Origin of the sequence: Enterococcus phoeniculicola ATCC BAA-412 (assembly GCF_000407505.1) — a bacterium.
In the GTDB taxonomy this organism is placed as follows: domain Bacteria; phylum Bacillota; class Bacilli; order Lactobacillales; family Enterococcaceae; genus Enterococcus_K; species Enterococcus_K phoeniculicola.
The window spans coordinates 629,745-651,354 of record NZ_ASWE01000002.1 but is presented as its reverse complement, the minus strand read 5'-3'; the positions used below and the strand labels follow the sequence as shown (position 1 = coordinate 651,354).

General features: G+C 35.9%; 22 protein-coding genes. 18 read left to right on the top strand and 4 right to left on the bottom strand.

The genetic code is table 11. The annotated features are described in order from the left end of the window. The first annotated feature begins 58 nt into the window (after positions 1–58). The 5 genes from I589_RS09780 to I589_RS09760 all read left to right on the top strand — a co-directional run bounded on the left by I589_RS09780 (position 59) and on the right by I589_RS09760 (position 4,454). Complete coding sequence (locus I589_RS09780; protein ID WP_010767603.1) at positions 59–1,306, top strand: hypothetical protein; 1,248 nt, start codon at positions 59–61, stop codon at positions 1,304–1,306. Between the two features lie 9 nt (positions 1,307–1,315). Then, positions 1,316–1,843: a hypothetical protein gene (locus I589_RS09775; RefSeq protein ID WP_010767604.1), complete on the top strand. Its 528-nt coding sequence runs from the start codon at positions 1,316–1,318 to the stop codon at positions 1,841–1,843. 16 nt (positions 1,844–1,859) lie between these two features. Next, positions 1,860–2,081, top strand: a complete 222-nt coding sequence (locus tag I589_RS09770; RefSeq protein WP_010767605.1) for a hypothetical protein — start codon at positions 1,860–1,862, stop codon at positions 2,079–2,081. A gap of 27 nt (positions 2,082–2,108) precedes the next feature. Beyond that, positions 2,109–2,828: a DUF1266 domain-containing protein gene (locus I589_RS09765; protein ID WP_010767606.1), complete on the top strand. Its 720-nt coding sequence runs from the start codon at positions 2,109–2,111 to the stop codon at positions 2,826–2,828. Positions 2,829–3,320: 492 nt separating this feature from the next. Further along, on the top strand, positions 3,321–4,454 hold the full coding sequence (locus I589_RS09760; RefSeq protein ID WP_010767607.1) for an N-acetyldiaminopimelate deacetylase: 1,134 nt from the start codon (positions 3,321–3,323) through the stop codon (positions 4,452–4,454). 168 nt (positions 4,455–4,622) lie between these two features. Here I589_RS09760 and I589_RS09755 read toward each other — a convergent pair whose 3' ends face one another. Continuing rightward, positions 4,623–5,543 (bottom strand): mechanosensitive ion channel family protein, encoded by a 921-nt coding sequence (locus I589_RS09755; RefSeq protein WP_010767608.1) that lies wholly within the window; start codon positions 5,541–5,543, stop codon positions 4,623–4,625. A 232-nt stretch (positions 5,544–5,775) separates the two neighbouring features. Between I589_RS09755 and I589_RS09750 the strand changes: the two genes are divergently transcribed. Further along, complete coding sequence (locus I589_RS09750) at positions 5,776–6,789, top strand: branched-chain amino acid aminotransferase (RefSeq protein ID WP_010767609.1); 1,014 nt, start codon at positions 5,776–5,778, stop codon at positions 6,787–6,789. 116 nt (positions 6,790–6,905) lie between these two features. Here I589_RS09750 and fabI read toward each other — a convergent pair whose 3' ends face one another. Next, positions 6,906–7,661 carry an enoyl-ACP reductase FabI gene (gene fabI, locus I589_RS09745; RefSeq protein WP_010767610.1) on the bottom strand — a complete coding sequence of 252 codons (756 nt, stop codon included), beginning with the start codon at positions 7,659–7,661 and terminating at the stop codon, positions 6,906–6,908. A 235-nt stretch (positions 7,662–7,896) separates the two neighbouring features. On the opposite strand from fabI, the gene fabZ reads away from it, so the two are divergent. Beyond that, entirely contained in the window at positions 7,897–8,334 is a 438-nt protein-coding gene (fabZ, locus tag I589_RS09740; RefSeq protein WP_010767611.1) for a 3-hydroxyacyl-ACP dehydratase FabZ, read from the top strand. Positions 8,335–8,403: 69 nt separating this feature from the next. On the opposite strand, the gene I589_RS09735 is transcribed toward fabZ, so the two are convergent. Beyond that, positions 8,404–9,150 (bottom strand): peptidylprolyl isomerase, encoded by a 747-nt coding sequence (locus I589_RS09735; RefSeq protein WP_010767612.1) that lies wholly within the window; start codon positions 9,148–9,150, stop codon positions 8,404–8,406. Between the two features lie 168 nt (positions 9,151–9,318). Between I589_RS09735 and I589_RS09730 the strand changes: the two genes are divergently transcribed. Both I589_RS09730 and I589_RS09725 read left to right on the top strand, forming a co-directional pair. Beyond that, positions 9,319–10,413: a DUF871 domain-containing protein gene (locus I589_RS09730; protein WP_010767613.1), complete on the top strand. Its 1,095-nt coding sequence runs from the start codon at positions 9,319–9,321 to the stop codon at positions 10,411–10,413. Between the two features lie 186 nt (positions 10,414–10,599). Continuing rightward, positions 10,600–11,535, top strand: coding sequence for an alpha/beta hydrolase (locus I589_RS09725; protein WP_010767614.1), 936 nt, complete (start codon positions 10,600–10,602; stop codon positions 11,533–11,535). Between the two features lie 64 nt (positions 11,536–11,599). Here I589_RS09725 and gap read toward each other — a convergent pair whose 3' ends face one another. After that, on the bottom strand, positions 11,600–12,610 hold the full coding sequence (gene gap, locus I589_RS09720) for a type I glyceraldehyde-3-phosphate dehydrogenase (RefSeq protein ID WP_010767615.1): 1,011 nt from the start codon (positions 12,608–12,610) through the stop codon (positions 11,600–11,602). A 191-nt stretch (positions 12,611–12,801) separates the two neighbouring features. Here gap and I589_RS09715 point away from each other — a divergent pair, with 191 nt between their 5' ends. From I589_RS09715 to I589_RS09680, 9 genes are all read left to right on the top strand, one after another. Next, positions 12,802–13,533, top strand: a complete 732-nt coding sequence (locus tag I589_RS09715; RefSeq protein ID WP_010767616.1) for a DUF4003 family protein — start codon at positions 12,802–12,804, stop codon at positions 13,531–13,533. A gap of 96 nt (positions 13,534–13,629) precedes the next feature. Continuing rightward, on the top strand, positions 13,630–13,785 hold the full coding sequence (locus I589_RS18370) for a hypothetical protein (RefSeq protein ID WP_155854201.1): 156 nt from the start codon (positions 13,630–13,632) through the stop codon (positions 13,783–13,785). 107 nt (positions 13,786–13,892) lie between these two features. Then, positions 13,893–15,206: a GTPase ObgE gene (gene obgE / locus I589_RS09710; RefSeq protein ID WP_010767617.1), complete on the top strand. Its 1,314-nt coding sequence runs from the start codon at positions 13,893–13,895 to the stop codon at positions 15,204–15,206. A 330-nt stretch (positions 15,207–15,536) separates the two neighbouring features. After that, positions 15,537–16,265 carry a polyphosphate polymerase domain-containing protein gene (locus I589_RS09705; RefSeq protein ID WP_010767618.1) on the top strand — a complete coding sequence of 243 codons (729 nt, stop codon included), beginning with the start codon at positions 15,537–15,539 and terminating at the stop codon, positions 16,263–16,265. Then, positions 16,255–16,941, top strand: a complete 687-nt coding sequence (locus I589_RS09700; protein WP_010767619.1) for a DUF4956 domain-containing protein — start codon at positions 16,255–16,257, stop codon at positions 16,939–16,941. Before I589_RS09705 ends, I589_RS09700 begins: the two co-directional genes overlap by 11 nt. 11 nt (positions 16,942–16,952) lie before the next feature. Beyond that, a complete protein-coding gene (locus tag I589_RS09695; protein ID WP_010767620.1) occupies positions 16,953–18,812 on the top strand; it encodes a carbohydrate-binding domain-containing protein in 1,860 nt (619 codons plus the stop codon). Between the two features lie 101 nt (positions 18,813–18,913). Further along, positions 18,914–19,504 (top strand): DUF1269 domain-containing protein, encoded by a 591-nt coding sequence (locus tag I589_RS09690; protein WP_010767621.1) that lies wholly within the window; start codon positions 18,914–18,916, stop codon positions 19,502–19,504. A gap of 73 nt (positions 19,505–19,577) precedes the next feature. Next, entirely contained in the window at positions 19,578–20,261 is a 684-nt protein-coding gene (locus I589_RS09685) for a response regulator transcription factor (protein WP_010767622.1), read from the top strand. Beyond that, positions 20,258–21,559: a sensor histidine kinase gene (locus I589_RS09680; protein WP_010767623.1), complete on the top strand. Its 1,302-nt coding sequence runs from the start codon at positions 20,258–20,260 to the stop codon at positions 21,557–21,559. Before I589_RS09685 ends, I589_RS09680 begins: the two co-directional genes overlap by 4 nt. Positions 21,560–21,610: the final 51 nt, after the last annotated feature.

The window sequence follows — 21,610 nt, the reverse complement described above, 5'->3', positions numbered from 1 at the left end:
GCAATCTAGTAGTTCTTGAATCCCCAAAATGCAAAAATTACTAAGGAGCGGAATAGTTATGTTGAGAAAAAGGATAAATTTTCTTTGTACGACCAAGCAGTTATCACGAAAAGAGCTAGTTCAAGGTCTGATTACCGTTCCTCATCTTTCAAATATTCTGTTAGGTAGATACCAACTGGCAAAAGATCTCGCCGTTCAGTTTTCCTCAAGATTAGGTGTTTCTACAGAGTACCTTTTAGATGCTAATACCATTACTGAAGCACAAAAAAGTAATCTTGAAATTCTTGTTAAACAAACTATTTCAAATCAACGAATAGAATCCTTCGAATCCGTTATACCTGAAACAGACAATTCTTTATATGTAGAATTTATTTCAAATCTCTGCAAAGCTTGCTTCTATTATATGGAAGAAGACATGTCGAATTATCATAGAATAGTGGACAACTATCTCTCTTTTTATCTACCCGTTTTTGCAAATGATGAAGAGTTGATGGAGAATCCATTAATACAAAAAGCTATTCTCTATTTTCAAATTTTATCCAATGAAGGTCAATTTCATTATACACTTACTCTGGAATACCTAACAAGATTGCTAGAGCTTGTCTCTAATGATATTTCTTGTTTCTTACCGTTACAAGTACTGTATATAGAAATATTAGGATTATTAGAACAATACAGTGAGGCAAAAAAAAAACTAGATAGCTTGTTTAGAGTGGCCAATCACATGAAGAAAAAGGAATATTTTTCAAAGCTTTATTTAGCAGATTGTCGTTTATCATTCCAGCTCAGGCACTATGATGAAGCTTGGAAATTGTCCATTTTTGCTCAAACATATATTAAATTCTCTGATAATAAAAAGAAAGACTACTTGTCACTTATCCATTATCAATATGTAATATTACTGCAAAAAAAAGAATACAAAAAAGCAATCGACCTTCTTAATCAACTTGATTCACTGTATGTTAAAGATGAAAATCTACAGAGCATTTACTTTTGTGGAATATTTGCTTCACAAAAGAGATGGGCAAAACTACAAAAACGTCTAGGATTAATAAATGAGCAATTATTGACAGAAGATCAGCAAATGCAAGTAAACATTTTCCATGCTCTAGTTCTTTATAAGAAGAATTTTTTAGATGATGCAAAACTGTTAGCAGAAGACAGTTTATTCTACTTTGAAAAAAAGCGACAACGAGTGTTCCTTATGCCACTTTATCTGCTGATGGCAAAAATTGAAGAAAAACAAAAAAAATATAAACAGGCAAATAAATACAACAAAAAAATTATTCATTTGCTACAAAGTTAAGGAGAAAATATGTATTTTCTAATCATTATAATTTTTGTTCCTATTGCTTGTTTCTTTCTCTATCAAAGAAATAAAGCTTATCACCAAGACTATTCTGGTGAAAAACAAAAGGAAGACAATCGATTAAAAGAAGTAGTTTCTGGTATTGTTCAAATAGCTCAAAAAGATTTGGACAACAAGATTTTTGTAAATGGACATTATACAAAACAAGTAACACTTATCAAAAAAAAAACAACCTATTATTCTTATGTAATTCTTTTTGATAAGAGTACGGAGGAAATTGAATTAATTTCCTATAACCCAAAATCTGGTGAAGCTGCTAGTTTAGGATTTTATACAAAAAATCAAATAGAGGCAGTGGATATAGAAGGAATAAATACGAATTATTTGTTTAAAGAAGCGAATAAAATAAGGTATCGTGTACAAACACAAGGAGTAGATATTACCTATGAAAATGACTACGGTATTCATTACTCTCAAGTAGATGATTGCAATCAATTAAGAGCACAATTCAATTTAAAAACTTTATCAAATTAAGGAGAAAAAAACTAATATGACACCTGAAATCTTAACTTATCTATTAGCAATTGGCAGTTTTACAATAATAGCTGGACAAGCTTATCGCTATCAAAAAAATAAAAAAAATGGACATGGCATTGTTATACGACCCGTCCAGTTAATTGCAGCTGCAATTGTTCTTGTAATTGCTTTTTATGCGATTTTTACCGGTCAAACCTATGAAGATTTAGTTCAGCTTATAGAACGTAGTTTTTAACGATTTCGATATTAATTGGGGAATATAATGAAAATTCTATTAATACTTACTGGTATAGTGGGGATTTTATCTATACTATTTATTCATTCTTACATACAGAATAAACAGAAACGACTAATATTTCTAAAAGATAATCAAGTAAATCCTAAAATGCAAAAATATCTTACTTTAGGAGCAATTTTGATTGAAACAAACGAATCTACAAGCTCAATTATGAAATTACGTGCACCAAAAGAACAATATCAACAAATTCTAATGCAACAATGGTCGATTGCTGACAAGGCCTCTCTTTTTTATCAGTTAAACTTTTTACTTGAAAACGGAGGAGATGCAAAAGACAGCAATCAATTAATTGATAATATACGTATAGGCAAACCTTATAAAAAATATAATCAACTAATTGAAGATGTTGGTATTATTGGAAAAATACCTGTAGCGTTTTTTGAAACCTGTCAAACACTTTCTGCATGGGATATTGAACGAGCTGCATTTTTGATCAGAATTTCTGCACATATCGGTTATATCACAGAAGAGAAGGCCTTTACTTTATTAAAAGAACGAGTGACACCTATTCTAAAAAAACAATCCTTTACTAGCTGGGAAGAATACAGTGCCTCCTTCATTTTAGGACGTATCCTATGTTATTCTGGTGATTTGTCAGATATCAAATACCCTGTAGAGGATCTTCTCTATGGTAAAGAAGAGTCAGTTTGGAAAAAGTATAAGCTTACTAAAATTTTAACCTGACATCAGATAAAATTGTTCGGCCTCTAGAACCAAGTAGGTACTGCTCATTATCGGAAGTGAAACTTCCTTGATTTACAATAATAAGAAGGCATTCATGAAGATTGCTTCTAAAATCTTTAGAACCGAGTAGATATATCTCTACATCTTTTTCCTTCAGAAGAAGTGTATCATTGCAATTTCAGCTTGCTTTCGCTCTCAACACATGATGAAGATGAGTTGCTTCTCTTCCTAACCTTTATTAAGATTTTGCGAGGGCGGGGTGTAACTTGATTAGTTATGTCCCATCTTCCCTCACAGACTCAATAACTGAAAGTCTGTGTTTTTTTCTTTCTTCTAGTCAATCTCATTCATAGAATAAAAAAAATAATACGTACTTTAGAATTAATTCCATACTCGTACATAGTTTTTTAAAAATATTTCTATCTTCTATTTTAGGTATTTGACAGAAGCCATTTTTTCCGTAACAATAGGAAAAAAGAAGGGATGCTGCATATGACCATTCAAGAACAATTAATTGAGATTCGACGAGCATTGCATACCATGCCCGAAATCGGTCTTAAAGAGTTTAAGACTTCAGATTTTTTACTTAAAAAAATTCAACAGCTAGACAAAGCGTATGTAGAAATACGGCAATGGCAAACTGGAATTCTTGTCTATGTCAAAGGTCATCATCCTGAAAAAACGATTGGTTGGCGAACAGATATTGATGGACTTCCAATAAAAGAGCTTGTTAAAAGTTCTTTTTCATCTCTTCATGAAGGATTCATGCATGCATGTGGGCATGATTTTCACATGACAATCGCCTTAGGTCTTTTAGAAAACTTAAGTGCTGTTCAACCAAAAAATAATTTTCTGTTTTTATTTCAACCGGCTGAAGAAAATGATGCAGGAGGCATGTTAATGTACAATGCCCAGGCATTTGGTGAGTGGCTACCCGATGAGTTTTATGGATTGCATGTTGCACCAGAGCTTCCAGTTGGTGAAATTCGTACACGCGTAGGGACATTATTTGCCGGTACTTGTGAAGTCCGCGTCACCTTAAAAGGCAAAAGCGGTCATGCTGCTTTCCCACATCTTTCAAATGATATGATTGTTGCTGCAACCCAATTTATTCAACAAGCACAAACGATTATCAGCCGCAGCGTTGATCCTATACAAGGAGGCGTCATTACTTTTGGAAGCTTCCACGCTGGTAAAACAAATAATGTCATAGCAGGAGAAGCGGAGCTTTATGGAACGATTCGTACGCTTACGCAAGAAATGAATCTGCTCACGCAAAAAAGAATGCAGGAAATAGCAAAAGGTATTGAAGTTTCCTTTCAATGTGAGGTTCTTCTTTCTTTAGATCAAAAAGGATATTTGCCCGTTGAAAACAATCGTAAGACAACAGAAGCCTTCATTCACTTTATGGAAAAACATCCGAAGATTACCTTTAATGAAGCACAACCAGCCATGACTGGTGAAGACTTTGGATTCTTATTAAGTAAAGTTCCCGGAACGATGTTCTGGCTGGGCGTAGATAGTCCTTATGGATTACATCATCCTTTGTTTAACCCAAAAGAAGAGGCTATTTTATTAGGAGTAGAGGTCATTAGTGATTTTTTGAAAACACTAGATGAGAAATAAATTATAGATACCAACGAATAAGTAAATACTATTTTCTGCTAGTTTTCTAAAATTCACTTCTTACCATTTATTCATTTTCGTTAAAAAATAACAAAAAAGTGTAGAGAAACGTCACCATCGTTTCTTTACACTTTTTTTAGATTATCCGAGTCTTTTGATTTCTTGAGACTATGGTGTAACAATCGGCGTATTTGGAATAGTAAATCCAGCTTCTGACAGTTCTTTTACATAGGTAGTCAAAAATTCTTCCTTGATTTGTGCCTGTTGTCCATTTAATACATACATGTTGGTCCGAACAGCAAAATTCGCGTTACCCAAGTCCACCATCCCAAATAATGTTGGTCCTGTTTGAATTTCATCTTCATGTTCTTTTGCTAGTCGATGATTCACCGCTTCAATAACTTCACGAATCTTCTCGTAACCTTCGTCTGGTAAAATTCGAACATCAACAACCACTTGCATATTTGCCCGAGAAAGATTACTAATTGTTGTTATATTACGATTTGGAATAAAATGAATCGTTCCATCAATGGATTGAAGCTGAATTGTACGAATACCAACAGAAACCACTTTTCCTTCAATTGTAAGATTCACCAAACGAATATAATCACCAACATCAATCTGTTGCTCCATAATGATAAAAAAACCTGTGATAATATCATTCATAAACCCTTGTGCACCCAGCCCGATTGCTAAACCTGCAATCCCAGCACCAGCTAAAAGAGAACCGACAGGAACACCAATAATTGATAAAACCGAATAGATGAAGAAGAAAACAAGCATATAGGCATATACATTGTTCAATAAAGTGTGCAGGGTATCAATCCTATTTTCACTTAAATGTGCTTTTTTCTGATAACGATCATATAACTTGTTGATAAAATACTTTCCTAACCGATTTAAAATACCAAATAGAACGATGGTTAAGATTAAATAAATGGTCTTTTCAATTAGAAGTGCAACTACTTGATCCCAATCAATTCCTTCCCAGAACCGTTGAAAGGCATTTAGTTTTTTTGTTGTCTGTTCAACAATCGTTTCCGTAGTTGATTCTGTTGTTGCTTGTGTCAAAAATAATTTAAAAAACATAAAAAATATCACCTTTCAAAAACTTGATTATTCCCATTTTAACAGTAAAAAAAGGAAAAAGGAAATCTCTTCAACGGATTTTAAGAAAAACGAAAAAATAGATAAACAAATACTTGATTCTTTGATAAACTAGAAGAACAGAAAAATTGAAAGAAAATTATGAAAAAACAATGACATTTTTCTCATAAAGTGGTAAACTTATCAGAAATATTAGAAAACAGGAGGAATTTTTATGGAAATTGATTGGGATAATTTAGGGTTCTCTTACATCAAGACACCGTTTCGTTATGTGTCTCGTTGGAAAGATGGCCAGTGGGACGAGGGCACACTATCAGAGGACAATACAATTACGCTTCATGAGGGTTCCTCAGCCTTACATTACGGGCAGCAGTGTTTCGAAGGAATGAAAGCCTATCGAAGAAAAGATGGCGGAATTAACCTGTTTAGACCTGACCAAAATAGTCAGCGCCTGAATAAAAGTGCAGAACGTTTACTGATGCCTGCAATTTCTGAAGAAAAATTTATTGATGCGGTAAAGCAAGTCGTTAAAGCAAACGAAGCATTCGTTCCACCTTATGAAAGTGGCGGAACACTATACTTACGCCCACTCTTAATTGGTGTTGGAGAGGGAATTGGCGTGAAAGCTGCGCCAGAATATATTTTCACCATCTTTTGTACGCCTGTTGGTGCCTATTTCAAAGGGGGGTTAACACCAACTAATTTCATCGTATCTGAGTATGATCGTGCCGCTCCCCATGGAACTGGTGCCGCTAAAGTAGGTGGGAACTACGCGGCTAGCTTGCTTCCCGGTAATGAAGCGCATAAAAAGAATTTTTCCGATTGTATCTATCTTGATCCAGCAACACATACAAAAATAGAAGAGGTAGGGTCTGCCAATTTCTTCGGGATAACTAAGGATGGAAAATTCATAACGCCTTATTCTCCTTCTATTCTTCCAAGTATCACTAAGTATTCACTTCTATACATTGCAAAAGAGCGTCTAGGATTAGAGGCAGAAGAAAGTGATGTACGATTAGATGAGCTTGATAAATTTGCCGAGGCAGGTGCTTGTGGCACTGCTGCTGTTATTTCTCCGATTGGTGGCATACAAAATAATGACGAGTTTCATGTGTTCTTTAGTGAAACGGAAGTTGGACCTGTCACGCAAAAACTTTATAAAGAGTTAACAGGTATCCAATTTGGTGATGTAGAAGCACCTGAAGGATGGATAGTAAAAGTAAACTAATGATGGTTAGGGGAAGACACCTAATTTCTTTTTAGTGAATAAAGAAAACGTCGTGAAAAGTTCACGACGTTTTCTTGTGCGTTATATTTAGCGCTCATTATTCATTTTTCCTATAATTAAGAAAGATGAACTCCTTTATCTACGTAAATAACGTCTCCGATAATTCCACTTGAAAGTGGGCTAATTAAGAAGGCACATGTATTACCAACTTCTTCAATGGTTACCCCGATATGATCTGGCGTACGGTCTTCAGAAAGTTGAATAAGTTTTTGATAGTCTTGAACACCTGTCACTGCAAGTGTTTTAATTGCTCCAGCTGAAATCCCATTAACACGGATTTTCTTCGGTGATAATTCAGCAGCAAGGTAACGAATGCTTGCTTCCAATGAAGCTTTTGCAATCCCCATCATATTGTAATTTGGAATGGCACGTTCTGAACCAATGTACGTAAGGCTGACGATTCCGCTATTTTCTGATAAAATTTCTTGACCATATTTTGAAACAGCAATTAATGAATAGCTGCTAATATCTTGAGCAAGTGCATAACCGTCACGAGAAATATCTGTTACATTCCCAGATAACTCTTCTTTTTTTGCATACGCAATCGCGTGAACAATTCCATCAATTTCTCCTGCATAATCTTTAATTTGACTAAAGGCAGATTGAATACTCTCATCGCTAGCTACGTCACATTCTACTAAAAATGCATCCTCACTAACAATTTTTTGTAAAGATTTCTTCATACGATCATTTTGATACGTATAGATAACTTCTGCTCCTTGAGTTTCCATGGCTTCTGCGCAGCCCCATGCAATACTTTTTTTATTTGCGACACCCATTACTACAATTTTTTTTCCAGATAAATATGTCATAATTACACTCCTTGATTTTTCTTAATTAATTAACTAGAGAAAAAGAACTAAATATTAAAATAATTGCGACTTGCCTTTCTTGTCTCTATGATTTATTATTATTATCGATAATTGTTTGATTGTCAAACTATTTTTATCAAGAATAAAAAATGATTGTCAAATAGTAAGAGATATGATACTTTGATTATCAAACAAATAAAGTTTTCCTAACAATTTAAGAAAGTAGGTTTATAATATGACAAAAGTGTTAACTGCAGTCGAGGTAATGGAGCTTATTCCAAACCGCTATCCGATTTGCTATATCGATTATGTAGACGAATTGGAGCCTGGGAAAAAGATTATTGCAACAAAAAATGTCACGATTAATGAAGATTTTTTCCAAGGTCATTTCCCTGGAAACCCCGTTATGCCGGGCGTTCTTATCTTAGAATCCCTTGCACAAGCAGGATCAATTTTGATATTAAAATCAGAAGAATTTCTTGGACGAACAGCATATATCGGTGGGATTAACAAAGCAAAATTCCGTCAAAAAGTTGTACCAGGAGATGTCGTTAAGCTCTCCTTTGAAATCATCAAAATCAAAGGCTCTGTAGGGACAGCTAATGCAATTGCCACTGTTGAAGGAAAAAAAGCTGCGGAATGTGAATTCACGTTTATTGTTGGGCAACAATAACTAGTTATTTCTTTAGAAATTCTTAATAAATAAATGAACGCCAAAGTGAATTCTCTGGCGTTCATTTATTTATTTTGCTTCTTGTAAAACTTTGATTGATTTAATTTTTACTGGGTCAGTAGGTGTTTGACCGTCATCGCCAACTTTAGCCGTCGCAATTTTATCCACTACATCCATACCTTCATAAACTTGTCCAAAAACGGTATAATCGCCGTCTAGATGAGGTGCACCCCCATTTTTATAGGCATCAATAATTGCTTTTGGTTTATCTTCATACAATAATCCATCTGACTTGTCCTCCGTATTTTGAACGATAAAGAACTGACTGCCATTTGTATCTGGACCAGCATTTGCCATAGAAAGAGCCCCACGGATATTGTAAAGCTGATTTGAAGGTTCATTTTTGAATGGTTTCCCCCAGATACTTTCACCACCAGCACCAGTTCCTTCAGGATCGCCACCTTGAATCATAAATTCATTAATTACACGATGGAAGGTGATACCGTCGTAATAGCCATCCTTTGAGTGGGTGATAAAGTTTTCTACTGCTTTTGGTGCGATTTCAGGGAATAATTTTATCTTGATATTTCCTGCAGTTGTTTCCATTTCAACAGCAGATTCATTTTCTTTCAATTCTGAATCTAACTGAGGTAAATCAAGTGCATTTAAATCAACGGATGATTCTGTCGTTTTTTCGCTTGAAGCAGTGGTGGATGAGCTAGAACCACTAGTCGCTTCTTCTTTAGGGGAACATGCTGCCAATAATAACCCTGCTCCTAAAATGCTTAAAGGAATGATAACTTTTTTTAATTTCATGAAAAAATTTTCCTCTCTTTTTTAAACTTCCTAACTATCATATCAAACTGAGATAAGAAAAACTATTAAATTTTGTCAGATTCGCAAAGGTGTAGACCATTTTTTGAAGTTTTGTTATAATGGAAGTGTATTCAAATTTAAGAAACAACTACTCAGGAGGCAATACACATGGGAAAATTAGGTATTTCAGTTTATCCAGAACGCTCAACATTTGAGAAAGACAAAGCATATTTAGACCTTGCACACAAGTATGGATTTAAACGTGTCTTTACAAGTTTGCTACAAATCACTGACGATAAAGAAAAAGTTTTAAGTGAATTTAAAGCGGTTGTTGATTACGCAAACAGCTTGGGCATGGAAGTCATGGTAGATATTAATCCTGCATTATTTGATCAACTTGAAATCTCTTATAGTGATCTGTCATTTTTTGACAAAATGGGAGCATACGGTGTCCGCTTAGATGTTGGATTTACCGGAGCAGAAGAAGCACAAATGACTCGTAATCCTTATGGTATAAAAATTGAAATCAACATGAGCTCAGGTACAAATTATGTCGATAATATTATGAGCTACTCTCCAAACACAGATAATCTACTTGGTTCTCATAATTTCTATCCACATCGTTACTCAGGACTAGGCTATGATCATTTTGTCTTTTGTTCAGAAAAATTCCGTAAATATAATTTAAATACCATGGCATTTGTAAATTCACATGCTGCAACATTTGGTCCTTGGCCAACACAAGATGGCCTTTGTTCCTTAGAAGACCATCGTGATTTAGAAATCAGTACACAGGTAAAACACTTGATGCTTACAGGCTTGATTGATGATATTTCAATTGGGAATGCCTACGCTTCTGAAGAAGAATTAAAAGCAATGGCTGAAGCATTCACTGCTGATTATCCAACTTTAAAGGTAAAAGTAGAAGAAGATATTACAGAAGATGAACGTATTTGCCTGTTTGATAATTTACACAGCTATCGTGGTGATCGTTCTGATTATATTATGCGTTCTACAATGACTCGTATCTATTACAAAGATAAAGAATTCCCAGCGCATAATACTCGGGACATGATTAAAGGGGATGTATTAATCGACAATGTTGGCTATGGTCAATACAAAGGTGAAACACAAGTTGCCCTTAAAGAAATGAAAAATGATGGTCGTGTAAATGTGGTTGGACGTATTTCTGATGATGAATTATTCTTATTAGATTTCTTGAAACCATGGTCAAACTTTAAGTTTATTGAAACAAACGCATAGAAAAAAAGCACAGGCTGCCTACGAGTTGAGAGGATTTCATCTCAGACACAGCTTGTGTTTTTTTGTGGAACGAATGTAGCAAGCCACATCAGATTCGTTAGTCACTATGCGAAAATCAATTTGCGAATAAAGTAGATTTTGTCTATACTATTTTGAGTAGTGAATTTGAAAAAAGGTGGCAAGCAAATGAAACGTTGGATAAAGGTTTTAATCGGAGTCGTTGTTGTAATTGTGATTGGATTATTATTTGCAGGAAATTATTTTTACAATTATGCAGTCGTTCCTTCAGAAAAAGATTTTTTAGCAGGAGATACTGCAGGAACGGATAAAGAAAAAAAGGAAACAGAAGAGTCTAAGTGGTTTACAGATGAAAATAATCGTACTCGCTGGACGCTTGAATCAACAGATGGACTACTATTGTCTGCCATTTATTTACCAGCCGAATCAGACACAAACAAGACGGTTCTTATGGCACACGGCTATATGGGGACGGCAGAAACCATGGCTACATTTGCAAAAATGTATCATGATATGGGCTATAACGTCTTAGCACCTGATGCAAGAGGACACGGAGAAAGCCAAGGCGATTATATAGGATTTGGCTGGCCAGAAAGAAAAGACTATGTTCAATGGATTGATCGAATTATTAGTGAAAATGGCAAAAATGAACAAATCACGTTATACGGAATCAGTATGGGTGGTGCTACCGTCATGATGACAAGTGGAGAAAAACTTCCAGAAAATGTAAAAGCAATCGTTGAGGATTGCGGCTACTCCTCTGTCAATGGAGAATTAAGCTATCAGTTAAAAGAAATGTTCAATTTACCAAGTTTCCCACTCATTCCAGTGACAAGCGGTATCACTAAACTTAGAGCAGGCTACTTCTTCGGTGAGGCAAGTTCGATTGATCAGCTAAAGAAAAATAAAACACCTATGCTCTTTATACACGGAGACGCAGATACTTTTGTTCCATACAGTATGCTTGATGAAGTGTACAATGCAACAGATGTAAAAAAAGAAAAATATATCGTTCCTGGTGCAGAGCATGGGGGCGCCTATAATAAAAACCCTGAAAAATATAAAGAAGTCGTAAAAGGATTTTTAGAAACATATGTAGATTAATTAAAATAAGAAGCACAGGATTTCCATTAATGAGAATCCTGCGCTTCTTTAGTTTATTATTCAATTATAAATTGGCGAATTTTTCCAACAAACGAATCATTTGGCAGGTAAAGCCGTATTCGTTGTCGTACCAAGCAACAGTTTTCACTAATTGGAAATCACCAGCAGTGGTTACTTCTGTTTGCGTTGGGTCAAAGATAGATCCTTCTGTTGTACCAATCACATCACCAGAAACAATTTCACGATCATCATAACCAAAAGAAGGATTGTCAATCGTATGTTTTTTAATTGCTTCATTGACTTCTTCAGCCGTAACTTTTTTCTTTAAGATAGAAACAAGTTCAGTTAATGAACCATCAACAACTGGTACACGTTGTGCATGGCCTTGAAGTTTCCCTTGAAGTTCTGGAATAACCAGTCCAATCGCTTTTGCAGCACCAGTAGAATGTGGGATTGTGTTGTCTGCTGCTGAACGTGCTGCACGCAGATTTCCTCCCTTAACAGGACCATCTAAAAGCATTTGTGTTGAAGTATAGGCATGAACGGTCGTCATTGTTCCTACCTCAATCCCAAATTCATTATTCAAAAAGTAAGCCATAGGAGCTAAACAGTTTGTAGTACATGAGCCAGCAGAAATAATTTTATCATTTTCATCTAATGTATCATCATTCACATTGTAAACAATTGTTTTCATTGCACCCGCAGGAGCCGAAATAACTACTCGTTTTACACCTGCGTCTAAGTGAGCTTGTGCTTTTTCTTCTGAAGTGTAAAATCCTGTACATTCTAAAACAATGTCTACCCCGTTTTCTTTTACCCAAGGAATTTTACTTGCATCTGGTTCAGCATATACACGTGTCGTTTCGCCATCAACTACGATAGAATCATCAGTTGCGGTTACCTTGCCAGGATACGTGCCGTGCGTAGAGTCAAATTGTAATAAATGAGCTAACATTGTAGGACTAGTTAAATCGTTGATTGCAACTACTTCAATATCATCTGATACTTCTTTAATCCGACGAAATGCTAAGCGACCAATTCGTCCAAAACCATTGATACCTACTTTTACTGTCATATAAATACTTCCTCCTCTATAAATAAGAACCTGTAATTTATAGCAAAGTCTTTCTTTTAGAAAGAATATTCGCTACACTATTAGTGTGCCCTCCTTTATTTTTTTTGTCAAAAGATTCATCTTATGGAGGAATACCACAAAGAAAATACATCTTTTTACAGAAACCATAAAAAACGAAAGAAGGGGTATAGATGACGTTACAAGCAGTAATAGAACTCCAAGAAAATTATGAGCAGTTAAAAAAAGAGCAGTGGTTAGATAAACAGCTTCGTTATGTTCTTGCACGAAGCTTTGTAGGGAGTCAACACCCTTTTTCAGGAACCGTTTATCAACAAACAAGACAACGAATAAAAGATCAATTAGCTTTATTTAATCAATTTAGCAGTCCTGTCAGAGAATCCATTATTTGTCTTCTCATGACTCATAATCGAACATCAGAGCAGGCGATTAGTCAGCTATTAGAAGATTATGATCAGCTAATCAATGGAGGGTTTCGTCGTTCACCTTATACCTATTTCGCTGCCTATCTTCTTCAATTTTCTAAGACAAACGATAAGCTTGCAATCATTGCCAAGGGAAAAGAAATCTATCAGGCAATCAAACAAACTCATCCGTTTTTAACTGGAGAGGAAGATGCGCCCATTACTATTTCTCTTGCCCAAAACAGCTTATTGCAAAAATTTCCGGTGACCGATATTACTGATATCATGGAAAAGTATTATGTTTCAATGAATAAGATTGGTTTCTCAAAGGGTGATGAGCTACAATTTGCTGCCGGAAATGCCGTTTTACTTTTTCAAGGCTATCATCCATCAATTATTGAAGAAATGATGCAGATGATTCAACAGTTCAGCTTACACAGACTTCCATTTCGACGTGAGACATATGCAAGTATTGTATTTCTTACTTATCTATCAACATAAAAAGGGATTGATTTTTCAAAAATTGTTCATTTATATGAAGAAATTACACAAACCTGTCAACTGGGATTTTATAAGAATCTACGTACATCACTAGCTGTGAGTCTATATATCGGCTCAGAGCTACAAGAATATCAAAAAGAAGAAATAGACTTATTATCCTTAAATACTAACTTTCTACTCATTCAACAAGAGATGGCCGCAATGATTGCAACAACCACTATGATTGCTGCAAGTACATCTTCTAATAATTAAATGAGTAGAAAACATGGACAAATGTCAATTTCACGGCTAAAATAAGAGAGGCTTTTGTTTATTGTGGAGATTCATGTAGTCAAGTAACAAAATAGGAGGACGAAAAGATGTCCATGTTTTTAGATCAAGTAACAATTGATGTCAAAGCCGGTAAAGGCGGAGACGGAATGGTCGCCTTCCGGAGAGAAAAATATGTTCCCGATGGCGGACCTGCTGGTGGCGATGGTGGTCATGGCGGAGCAGTCATTTTAGTAGTAGATGAAGGGTTACGTACCCTAATGGATTTCCGATTCAATCGTCATTTCCGTGCACAGCCTGGTGAAAACGGGATGAGTAAGGGAATGCATGGTCGTGGATCTGAAGATACTTATGTGAAGGTCCCACCTGGTACAACTGTTCGTGATGCAGATACAGGCGCGTTATTAGGAGATTTAATCGAAAACGGCCAAACACTTGTTGTCGCTAAGGGCGGACGTGGCGGACGTGGAAATACACGATTTGCCTCCCCAAGAAATCCAGCTCCTGAAATTGCTGAAAATGGAGAACCAGGTCAAGAACGAAAAATAGAACTAGAACTTAAAGTTTTAGCTGACGTTGGATTAGTCGGATTTCCTTCTGTAGGAAAATCAACGCTTCTGTCAGTCATTTCTTCTGCTCGTCCTAAAATAGGCGCGTACCATTTCACTACATTAGTTCCTAATTTAGGAATGGTTGCGACAAGTGACGGCCGTAGTTTTGCAGCAGCTGACTTACCTGGTTTAATCGAAGGCGCTTCTCAAGGAGTAGGGTTAGGTACTCAATTCTTGCGTCACATCGAGCGCACACGTGTCATTTTGCATGTAATTGATATGAGTGGTATGGAAGGGCGAGACCCTTATGAGGATTATCTAGCAATTAACCATGAATTAGCGACCCATAATTTACGATTAATGGAACGTCCGCAAATTATTGTTGCAAATAAAATGGATATGCCAGATGCAGAAGAAAACTTGAAGATTTTTAAAGAAAAGCTGGCAGCAGATAAAGAAGATGAATTTGCTGATGATTTGCTGATTTTTCCGATTTCAGGTGTAACAAGAAAAGGAATTGAGCCTTTATTAAATGCAACGGCTGATTTATTAGAAGTCACTCCTGAATTCTTACTCTATGATGAAGAAATTGAAGATGAAACTGTTCATTATGGATTCACTTCTGATGAGCCAGCCTTTACCATTGATCGAGATCCAGATGCTACTTGGGTATTGACAGGTGAGAAAATTGAAAAACTGTTTGAAATGACAAACTTTGCGCATGATGAAACGGTCATGAGATTTGCTAGACAGCTACGTGGACTTGGTGTTGATGAAGCGCTGCGTGCAAGAGGTGCCAAAGATGGCGATTTAGTGCGAATTGGTGAATTTGAATTTGAATTCGTCGATTAATAACAAAGTATTTTGAATTGAAAACGAGATTGTGGCAGAAGTATTCAGATTATTGGCGAAGAAATGGCTTCTGTTCCCAACCTTTATTGAGCTTTTACGAGGGTAAGATATAACTTAGATAGTTATATCTTACCCTCGTTTTTTTGTCGTCATTTTTTACTTTAACGCTCTGTTTTGTTATATATACTGTTCATTCTTTTTTCTACTTACTTAAAGAAATTTTAATCTTTGTAGGAATTTTTCGAAAAAATACCATAATTTAAGGTTCATTTATGGTAAGGCTTCTAATATGAATAACAGATTACAACTCTTACCAAGGAGGAATACACAATGAAATTAAAGAATGTGTTTCAACGAAAAGAAAACAAATATACGTTATCTATGGAGACCTATAAATTGCTGCGACACTATCTAGCTCCTTATATGACAGAAGATGAATATGGTCTTCATACAATCTTATCCGTGTATTTTGATACAGAAGATTATGCCTTGATTCGTCATTCAATTCAAAAACCTGTATACAAAGAAAAATTCCGTTTAAGAAGTTATGGTGTGCCAACCAATCAACAGCAAGTTTTTTTGGAGCTGAAGAAAAAAGTGAAGGGAATTGTTTATAAAAGAAGATTGTCTCTTAAATATACACAGGCACTTGACTACATTGAAAATCCTAATAGTTTATCGCCCGATTCCTTACGCGATCAGCAGATTAAGCATGAGATTGATTGGCTCTACGCAAGAAAACATCTGTCCCCAAAAGTATTAATTGCCTACGACAGACGTGCACTTGCTGCAAAAGATGTGAAACTCTCTGATTTTCGTATTACGTTTGATTTTAATATTCGTTATCGAACGGATAAATTGAATTTACTGGAGGGCGATTTTGGTGAACCTGTTGCCTCTGAAATCGGTGTTTTGATGGAGGTAAAAGCATTGGGCGCTTATCCATTATGGTTCAGTGAAATTTTATCTGAGCTTTCTATTTACAAATGTTCATTTTCAAAATATGCGCAAGTTTATGAACGGTATTTATTCAAGGAGGAATTATCACATGTTATCTAGTTTATTAGTAGAAGAATCAAGCAGTACAATTACTGCAGGAATAATTGATGTAGCTATCTGCGCATTTGTCTCTTTATTTTTAGGTTTAGTAGTGGCTTATGTCCATATGTATCGGAATATCTATACCAAAAATTTTGTCGTTACATTAGCTGTACTTCCCGTTCTTGTTCAATTAGTCATCATGCTGGTTAATGGAAATCTTGGTACAGGTGTTGCGGTTTTAGGTGCATTTAGTCTGATTCGATTTCGTTCTGTTGCAGGTGGATCAAGAGAAATCACCAGTATCTTTTGGTCTATGGGAATTGGTTTGGCAACCGGAATGGGCTATATAGGCTATGTATTCTTGTTTTCAGTGATTACAGGGGCATTTATAGTAGTGCTTAATACAACAAAATTTGGCGAAAATAATAAGCTCGCTGAAAGAGAGCTGAAAGTGACCATTCCAGAAGACTTAGATTATCCTGGGTTATTTGATGATTTGTTTGAGAAATATACGTATCAAGTAGTAACAGAATCTGTTCGTACAACAAACATGGGGTCATTATATGAATTGCGTTACCACATTAAACTAAAGGATAGACAGCTGGAAAAACAATTAATTGATGAAATTCGTATACGTAATGGAAATCTGACGGTGATTTCCGGTAAAGTTTCAACAAATAAAGAGGAGCTTTAGGAGGATCTTTTATGCGAAAAATAACAAAAAAAACACTTTTTTATACAGGAATGCTGGTTTTATTGGCAGGCTGTAGCACAGAGACAACAGGTCAGTCCTCGAATCAAGCAACGACTGATGCAACAAATACTTCAACTTATCAAACATCAAATAGTTCTGAACAAACAACAGAAACGAAATATGGCAACTATAAGAATGAAGACTTCGATGCCTCCTACGATGAATCGAATGCAGCAGCGATTTCTTTTTCTAAAAGTGAAGCAACAGTCAAAGGCGAAGGGGTAACTACTTCTGAAGGACTTGTAACAATTTCAAGCGGAGGAACATATCTTTTATCCGGTTCATTTGAGGGACAGGTTGTCATTGATGCAGGAGAAGAAACCGTTCATCTTGTTTTAAATGGCGTATCTATCAAAAATCCGACCTCGTCAGCGATTTATGTGAAACAAGCCGATAAAGTGATTACCACCTTGGCTTCTGACACAAAAAATTCGTTGGAAGACGGGGCAGACTATAATTTATCTTCTGAGGAAGATGAACCTGATGCAACCTTCTTTAGTAAAGATGATTTAACGATTAACGGGACTGGCGAGTTAACAGTAAAAGGAAACTACAACAATGGGATTCGCACAAAAGATGATTTGGTCATCGTGTCAGGAACAATTACTATAGATGCTGTAAACAATGCATTGAAAGCAAAGGATTCCCTGTCAATTGCCGGAGGAACGTTTGATTTGTCAGCCGCTTCTGGCGATGGGATTCAAGTCAATAATACAGAAGACACTGAAAAAGGCTGGATTGGTATTGATGACGGTACATTCTCTATACAAGCAGGTAACGATGGCATTCAAGCTGAAACTGATTTGAAAATTGCTACGGCAGCTCTTTCTATCAAGACTGGAGAGGGTGCTGCAATGAGTAATCCCGATAGCGAAACTAGTTATAAGGGATTAAAAGCAGGAAATGCGCTAATAATTGATGACGGGACTTACAAAATCGATAGTGCTGATGACAGTATCCACTCAAATAATACAATCACCCTATCAAATGGTACGTATGACTTAGCCTCTGGTGATGACGGAATCCATGCAGATAACGATTTATCTATTACTGACGGAAAGATTACTGTCTCAACTTCATACGAAGGCTTAGAAGCTTCTACAATTACGATTGCAGGCGGAGAGCATTTAATTACTGCAAGTGATGATGGAATCAATGCAGGAGGAGGAAGTGACAGCTCAGAAGGCGAGGGGCAATTTGGTGCTGATTCATTTGGCGGAGGTCCCGGAGGTGGAGATCAAGCGGATGAAAGTAAGTTAATTACAATTACAGGCGGGTTCACTGTGGTTCACGCACAAGGAGATGGCATAGACAGCAATGGACATATCAAAATGACCAGTGGTACGTTATTAGTAGACGGTCCAACAAATGGCGGAAACGGTGCTTTGGATTATAATGGAGAGTTTGTCCAAGAAGGGGGAATTTTGATTGCTGCAGGAAGTGACGGAATGGTGCAAGCAACGAGTGACACTTCTACTCAACCTAGTCTTTCTCTTTATTTTAATCAAACGCAGCAAGCAAATACCCTTGTTAATCTTGTCGTTGATGACAAGCAAGTGCTAAGCTATAGTCCCTCAAAAGAATTTAAAAACATCGTGATTAGCACACCAGAAATGAAAGACGGAAGTACGGTCACTATTTCAACCTCTGGCAAAAATAGTGGAACAGCCTCTAATAATCTGTCATTAGGAGGCACTTATACTGAAGGAACTCTTATTGGTACCTATACGTTAGTTGATACGATTACTTCTATTGATCAAGATGGAAATGCAGTTAGTGAAAATCAAATGGGTGGTCCTGGTGGTTTTTAAAAATTAAATGACATAGTAAATACATTTTTAGCGAGTGGTGAGGCTTTACCAATTGTTTGAGAACCTGTAAACTATAAGTATTAAGAACAGGAGTGATTGATATGAGTAAACGAGTAATTCTATTAACATTTGATATTGAAAGTCAATCTTACCAAGCGTTTTCTGAAATTAAAAAATTACATGTTTCACGAGAAATAAAAGGAGATCAGATGGCGGTAGTCACACATACAAATGACGGAAATCATAAGTTTACCATCGATGATTTTATTGACTTCACAGGAAACAACAATGCTTCAACTGGCGGAATGATTGGCATGTTACTCGGTGTCTTAGTAAGTCCATTAGCTATCTTACTTGGTTGGTTTGCAGGAGGCATGATTGGCGCTACTCGAGATGCAAAAGAAATTAAAGATGCTCAATCCGTGTTTGAATCAGTAGTTAATCAAATAGGTGAAGGGATGACAGCGGTCATTTTAATTGCAGATGAAGAAGACAATCGTCCATTAAATCAGTTAGTCATGAACGAACTAGGCGGACAAATCACTCGCTTAGACTACGATGAAGTAGAAGATGAGATAAAAAATGCTCAACATGTAGAGTCAGAAACAAAGGCTGCTGCACAAAAAAACTGGGATGATAAACACAGTGATAAACAAACAGCTCCTGACAGTGATGCGCCCGATACAAAATAAATAAATGATGAGCTGTGATACATTCGTAAGAATTTTATCGCAGCTTTTTTACGAAAAAAAGTAAGGAGAGTTTATGAAAATTTTATTAGTTGAAGACGATCAGGTTCTTTCTGATAGTATAAAGGATATACTTACAGAAATGGGTGAAATAACACCCGTTTATGATGGAGAAGAAGCAATTTACGAGGGTGAAAGAGGGATTTATGACCTAATTGTCCTTGATTTGATGCTTCCAGAAATTAGTGGAGAGCAAGTGCTTACTACGCTTAGAGAAAAAAAGATTTATTGCCCTGTCTTAATTTTAACAGCAAAAGATAGCTTTGAAGATAAGATGAATGGTTTTCGAAATGGAGCCGATGATTATTTGACAAAGCCTTTCCACCGAGAAGAGTTGCTCCTTAGAAGTCAGGCATTAATTCGTCGCGCACTTGGTCTGCATAATCGAAATGAACTGGTTCAAGAAAAATTAGTCCTAGATTTAGATGGACATCTTGTACACTATGAGAACAAAGAAATTCAGCTTCAAGGAAAAGAATTCGACTTACTAGCTTATTTTATGCAAAATAGTAAAAGAATCATTACAAAAGATCAGTTATTTGACCGGATTTGGGGATTTCAATCAGACACTACCTTATCTGTTGTAGAAGTTTATATGAGTAATTTACGCAAACACTTAAAGCCATACGGGATTGACGGCTGGCTAAAAACGATTCGAAACGTAGGGTACATTTTTCAAATACCAGAGGATGACGTATGATTGAGACACAATTAAAGAAACAACAAAAAAAATATTTTCTAGTTACCTTAGTTGTATTTAGCGCACTCTTTTTACTCTTAGGATTTATCGTTTTTCAGCTAGCCAAGTCTTCCATGTATGAATCCACTGATAGTGATTTAACCCGATTAGCAAAAAATACCAATTTTTTGAATGAACAAATTCTCCACGCCCAGCTACCTGATGATAAAAAGGAACTAACCCCAAGAAATATGGATGGTCCAAAGCCTAATAATTTTCAACAACAAATCATTATCTGGGATAAAAATGGACATATCGTTAATGAAGGACAGTTTGGCTCGAGATTAAATGACTTTAAAAATTTAGTGCCTGATACGGGAAGTTTTGGTAAAATCTCTTTTCTTCAATTATTAGATCAGAATAATCGAACATTGCAATTTCGAACAATTACAGTAAAAAGCCCTAATTATGCTACGGATGGCTACACCATTCAGCTCATGGTAAATATCGACCCGATTGTTTCTACGATGGAACAATTCAAACAAATCCTTATTTTTTGCATGATTCTCTTTTTTATTCTTTCTGTTCTGTTAAGTTATTTCTTATCCAAAAAATTTACTGAACCAATTGTTGCCTCGTGGAAAAAACAACAACAGTTTGTTGAAAATGCTTCCCATGAGCTACGAACTCCCTTAACTATTATTCAGGCAAAATTAGAGAATTTATTTACCAAACCCAATCAAACAATCTTAGAAGAATCAGAAAGTATTGCCTTATCTTTAACCGAAGTACAGCGATTAAGTCAATTAACAACTGATTTACTTCTTTTAGCCCGCTCAGATAGCAATGAGTTAGTTCTAAAAAAAGAAGCGATTTATTTTGACGAGTTTGTTGAAAAAATTGTTACGCCTTATAAAGAGCTTGCAGAAGCAGAAGGGAAAAGATTTACCTTAGACATAATTGGTCGACAGCGCGTACTCTTTGATCCTGAAAAAATTCATCAGCTATTGATTATTTTATTAGATAATGCGCTAAAATATACACAAGCAGGAGAACAAATTGTCGTAACGGCAAAAGAAGGTGTCAAAGAATGGCAGTTGATTGTAGCCGATACAGGAAAAGGAATCCCAGATAAAGAGAAAAAACGTATTTTTGAACGCTTTTATCGAGAAGATGAATCGAGAAATCGAAAAACAGGAGGCTATGGAATAGGGCTTTCGATTGCTCAATGGATTATCAGTGCCCACAAAGGAAAAATTGTCGTACAGGATTATCTTCCAAAAGGGGTTGCATTTGAAATACAGCTTCCTGAAAAATAAATCAGACTTTCAATTGCTAAAGTGGGCATTTTCACCTAAAATTAGAAGGAA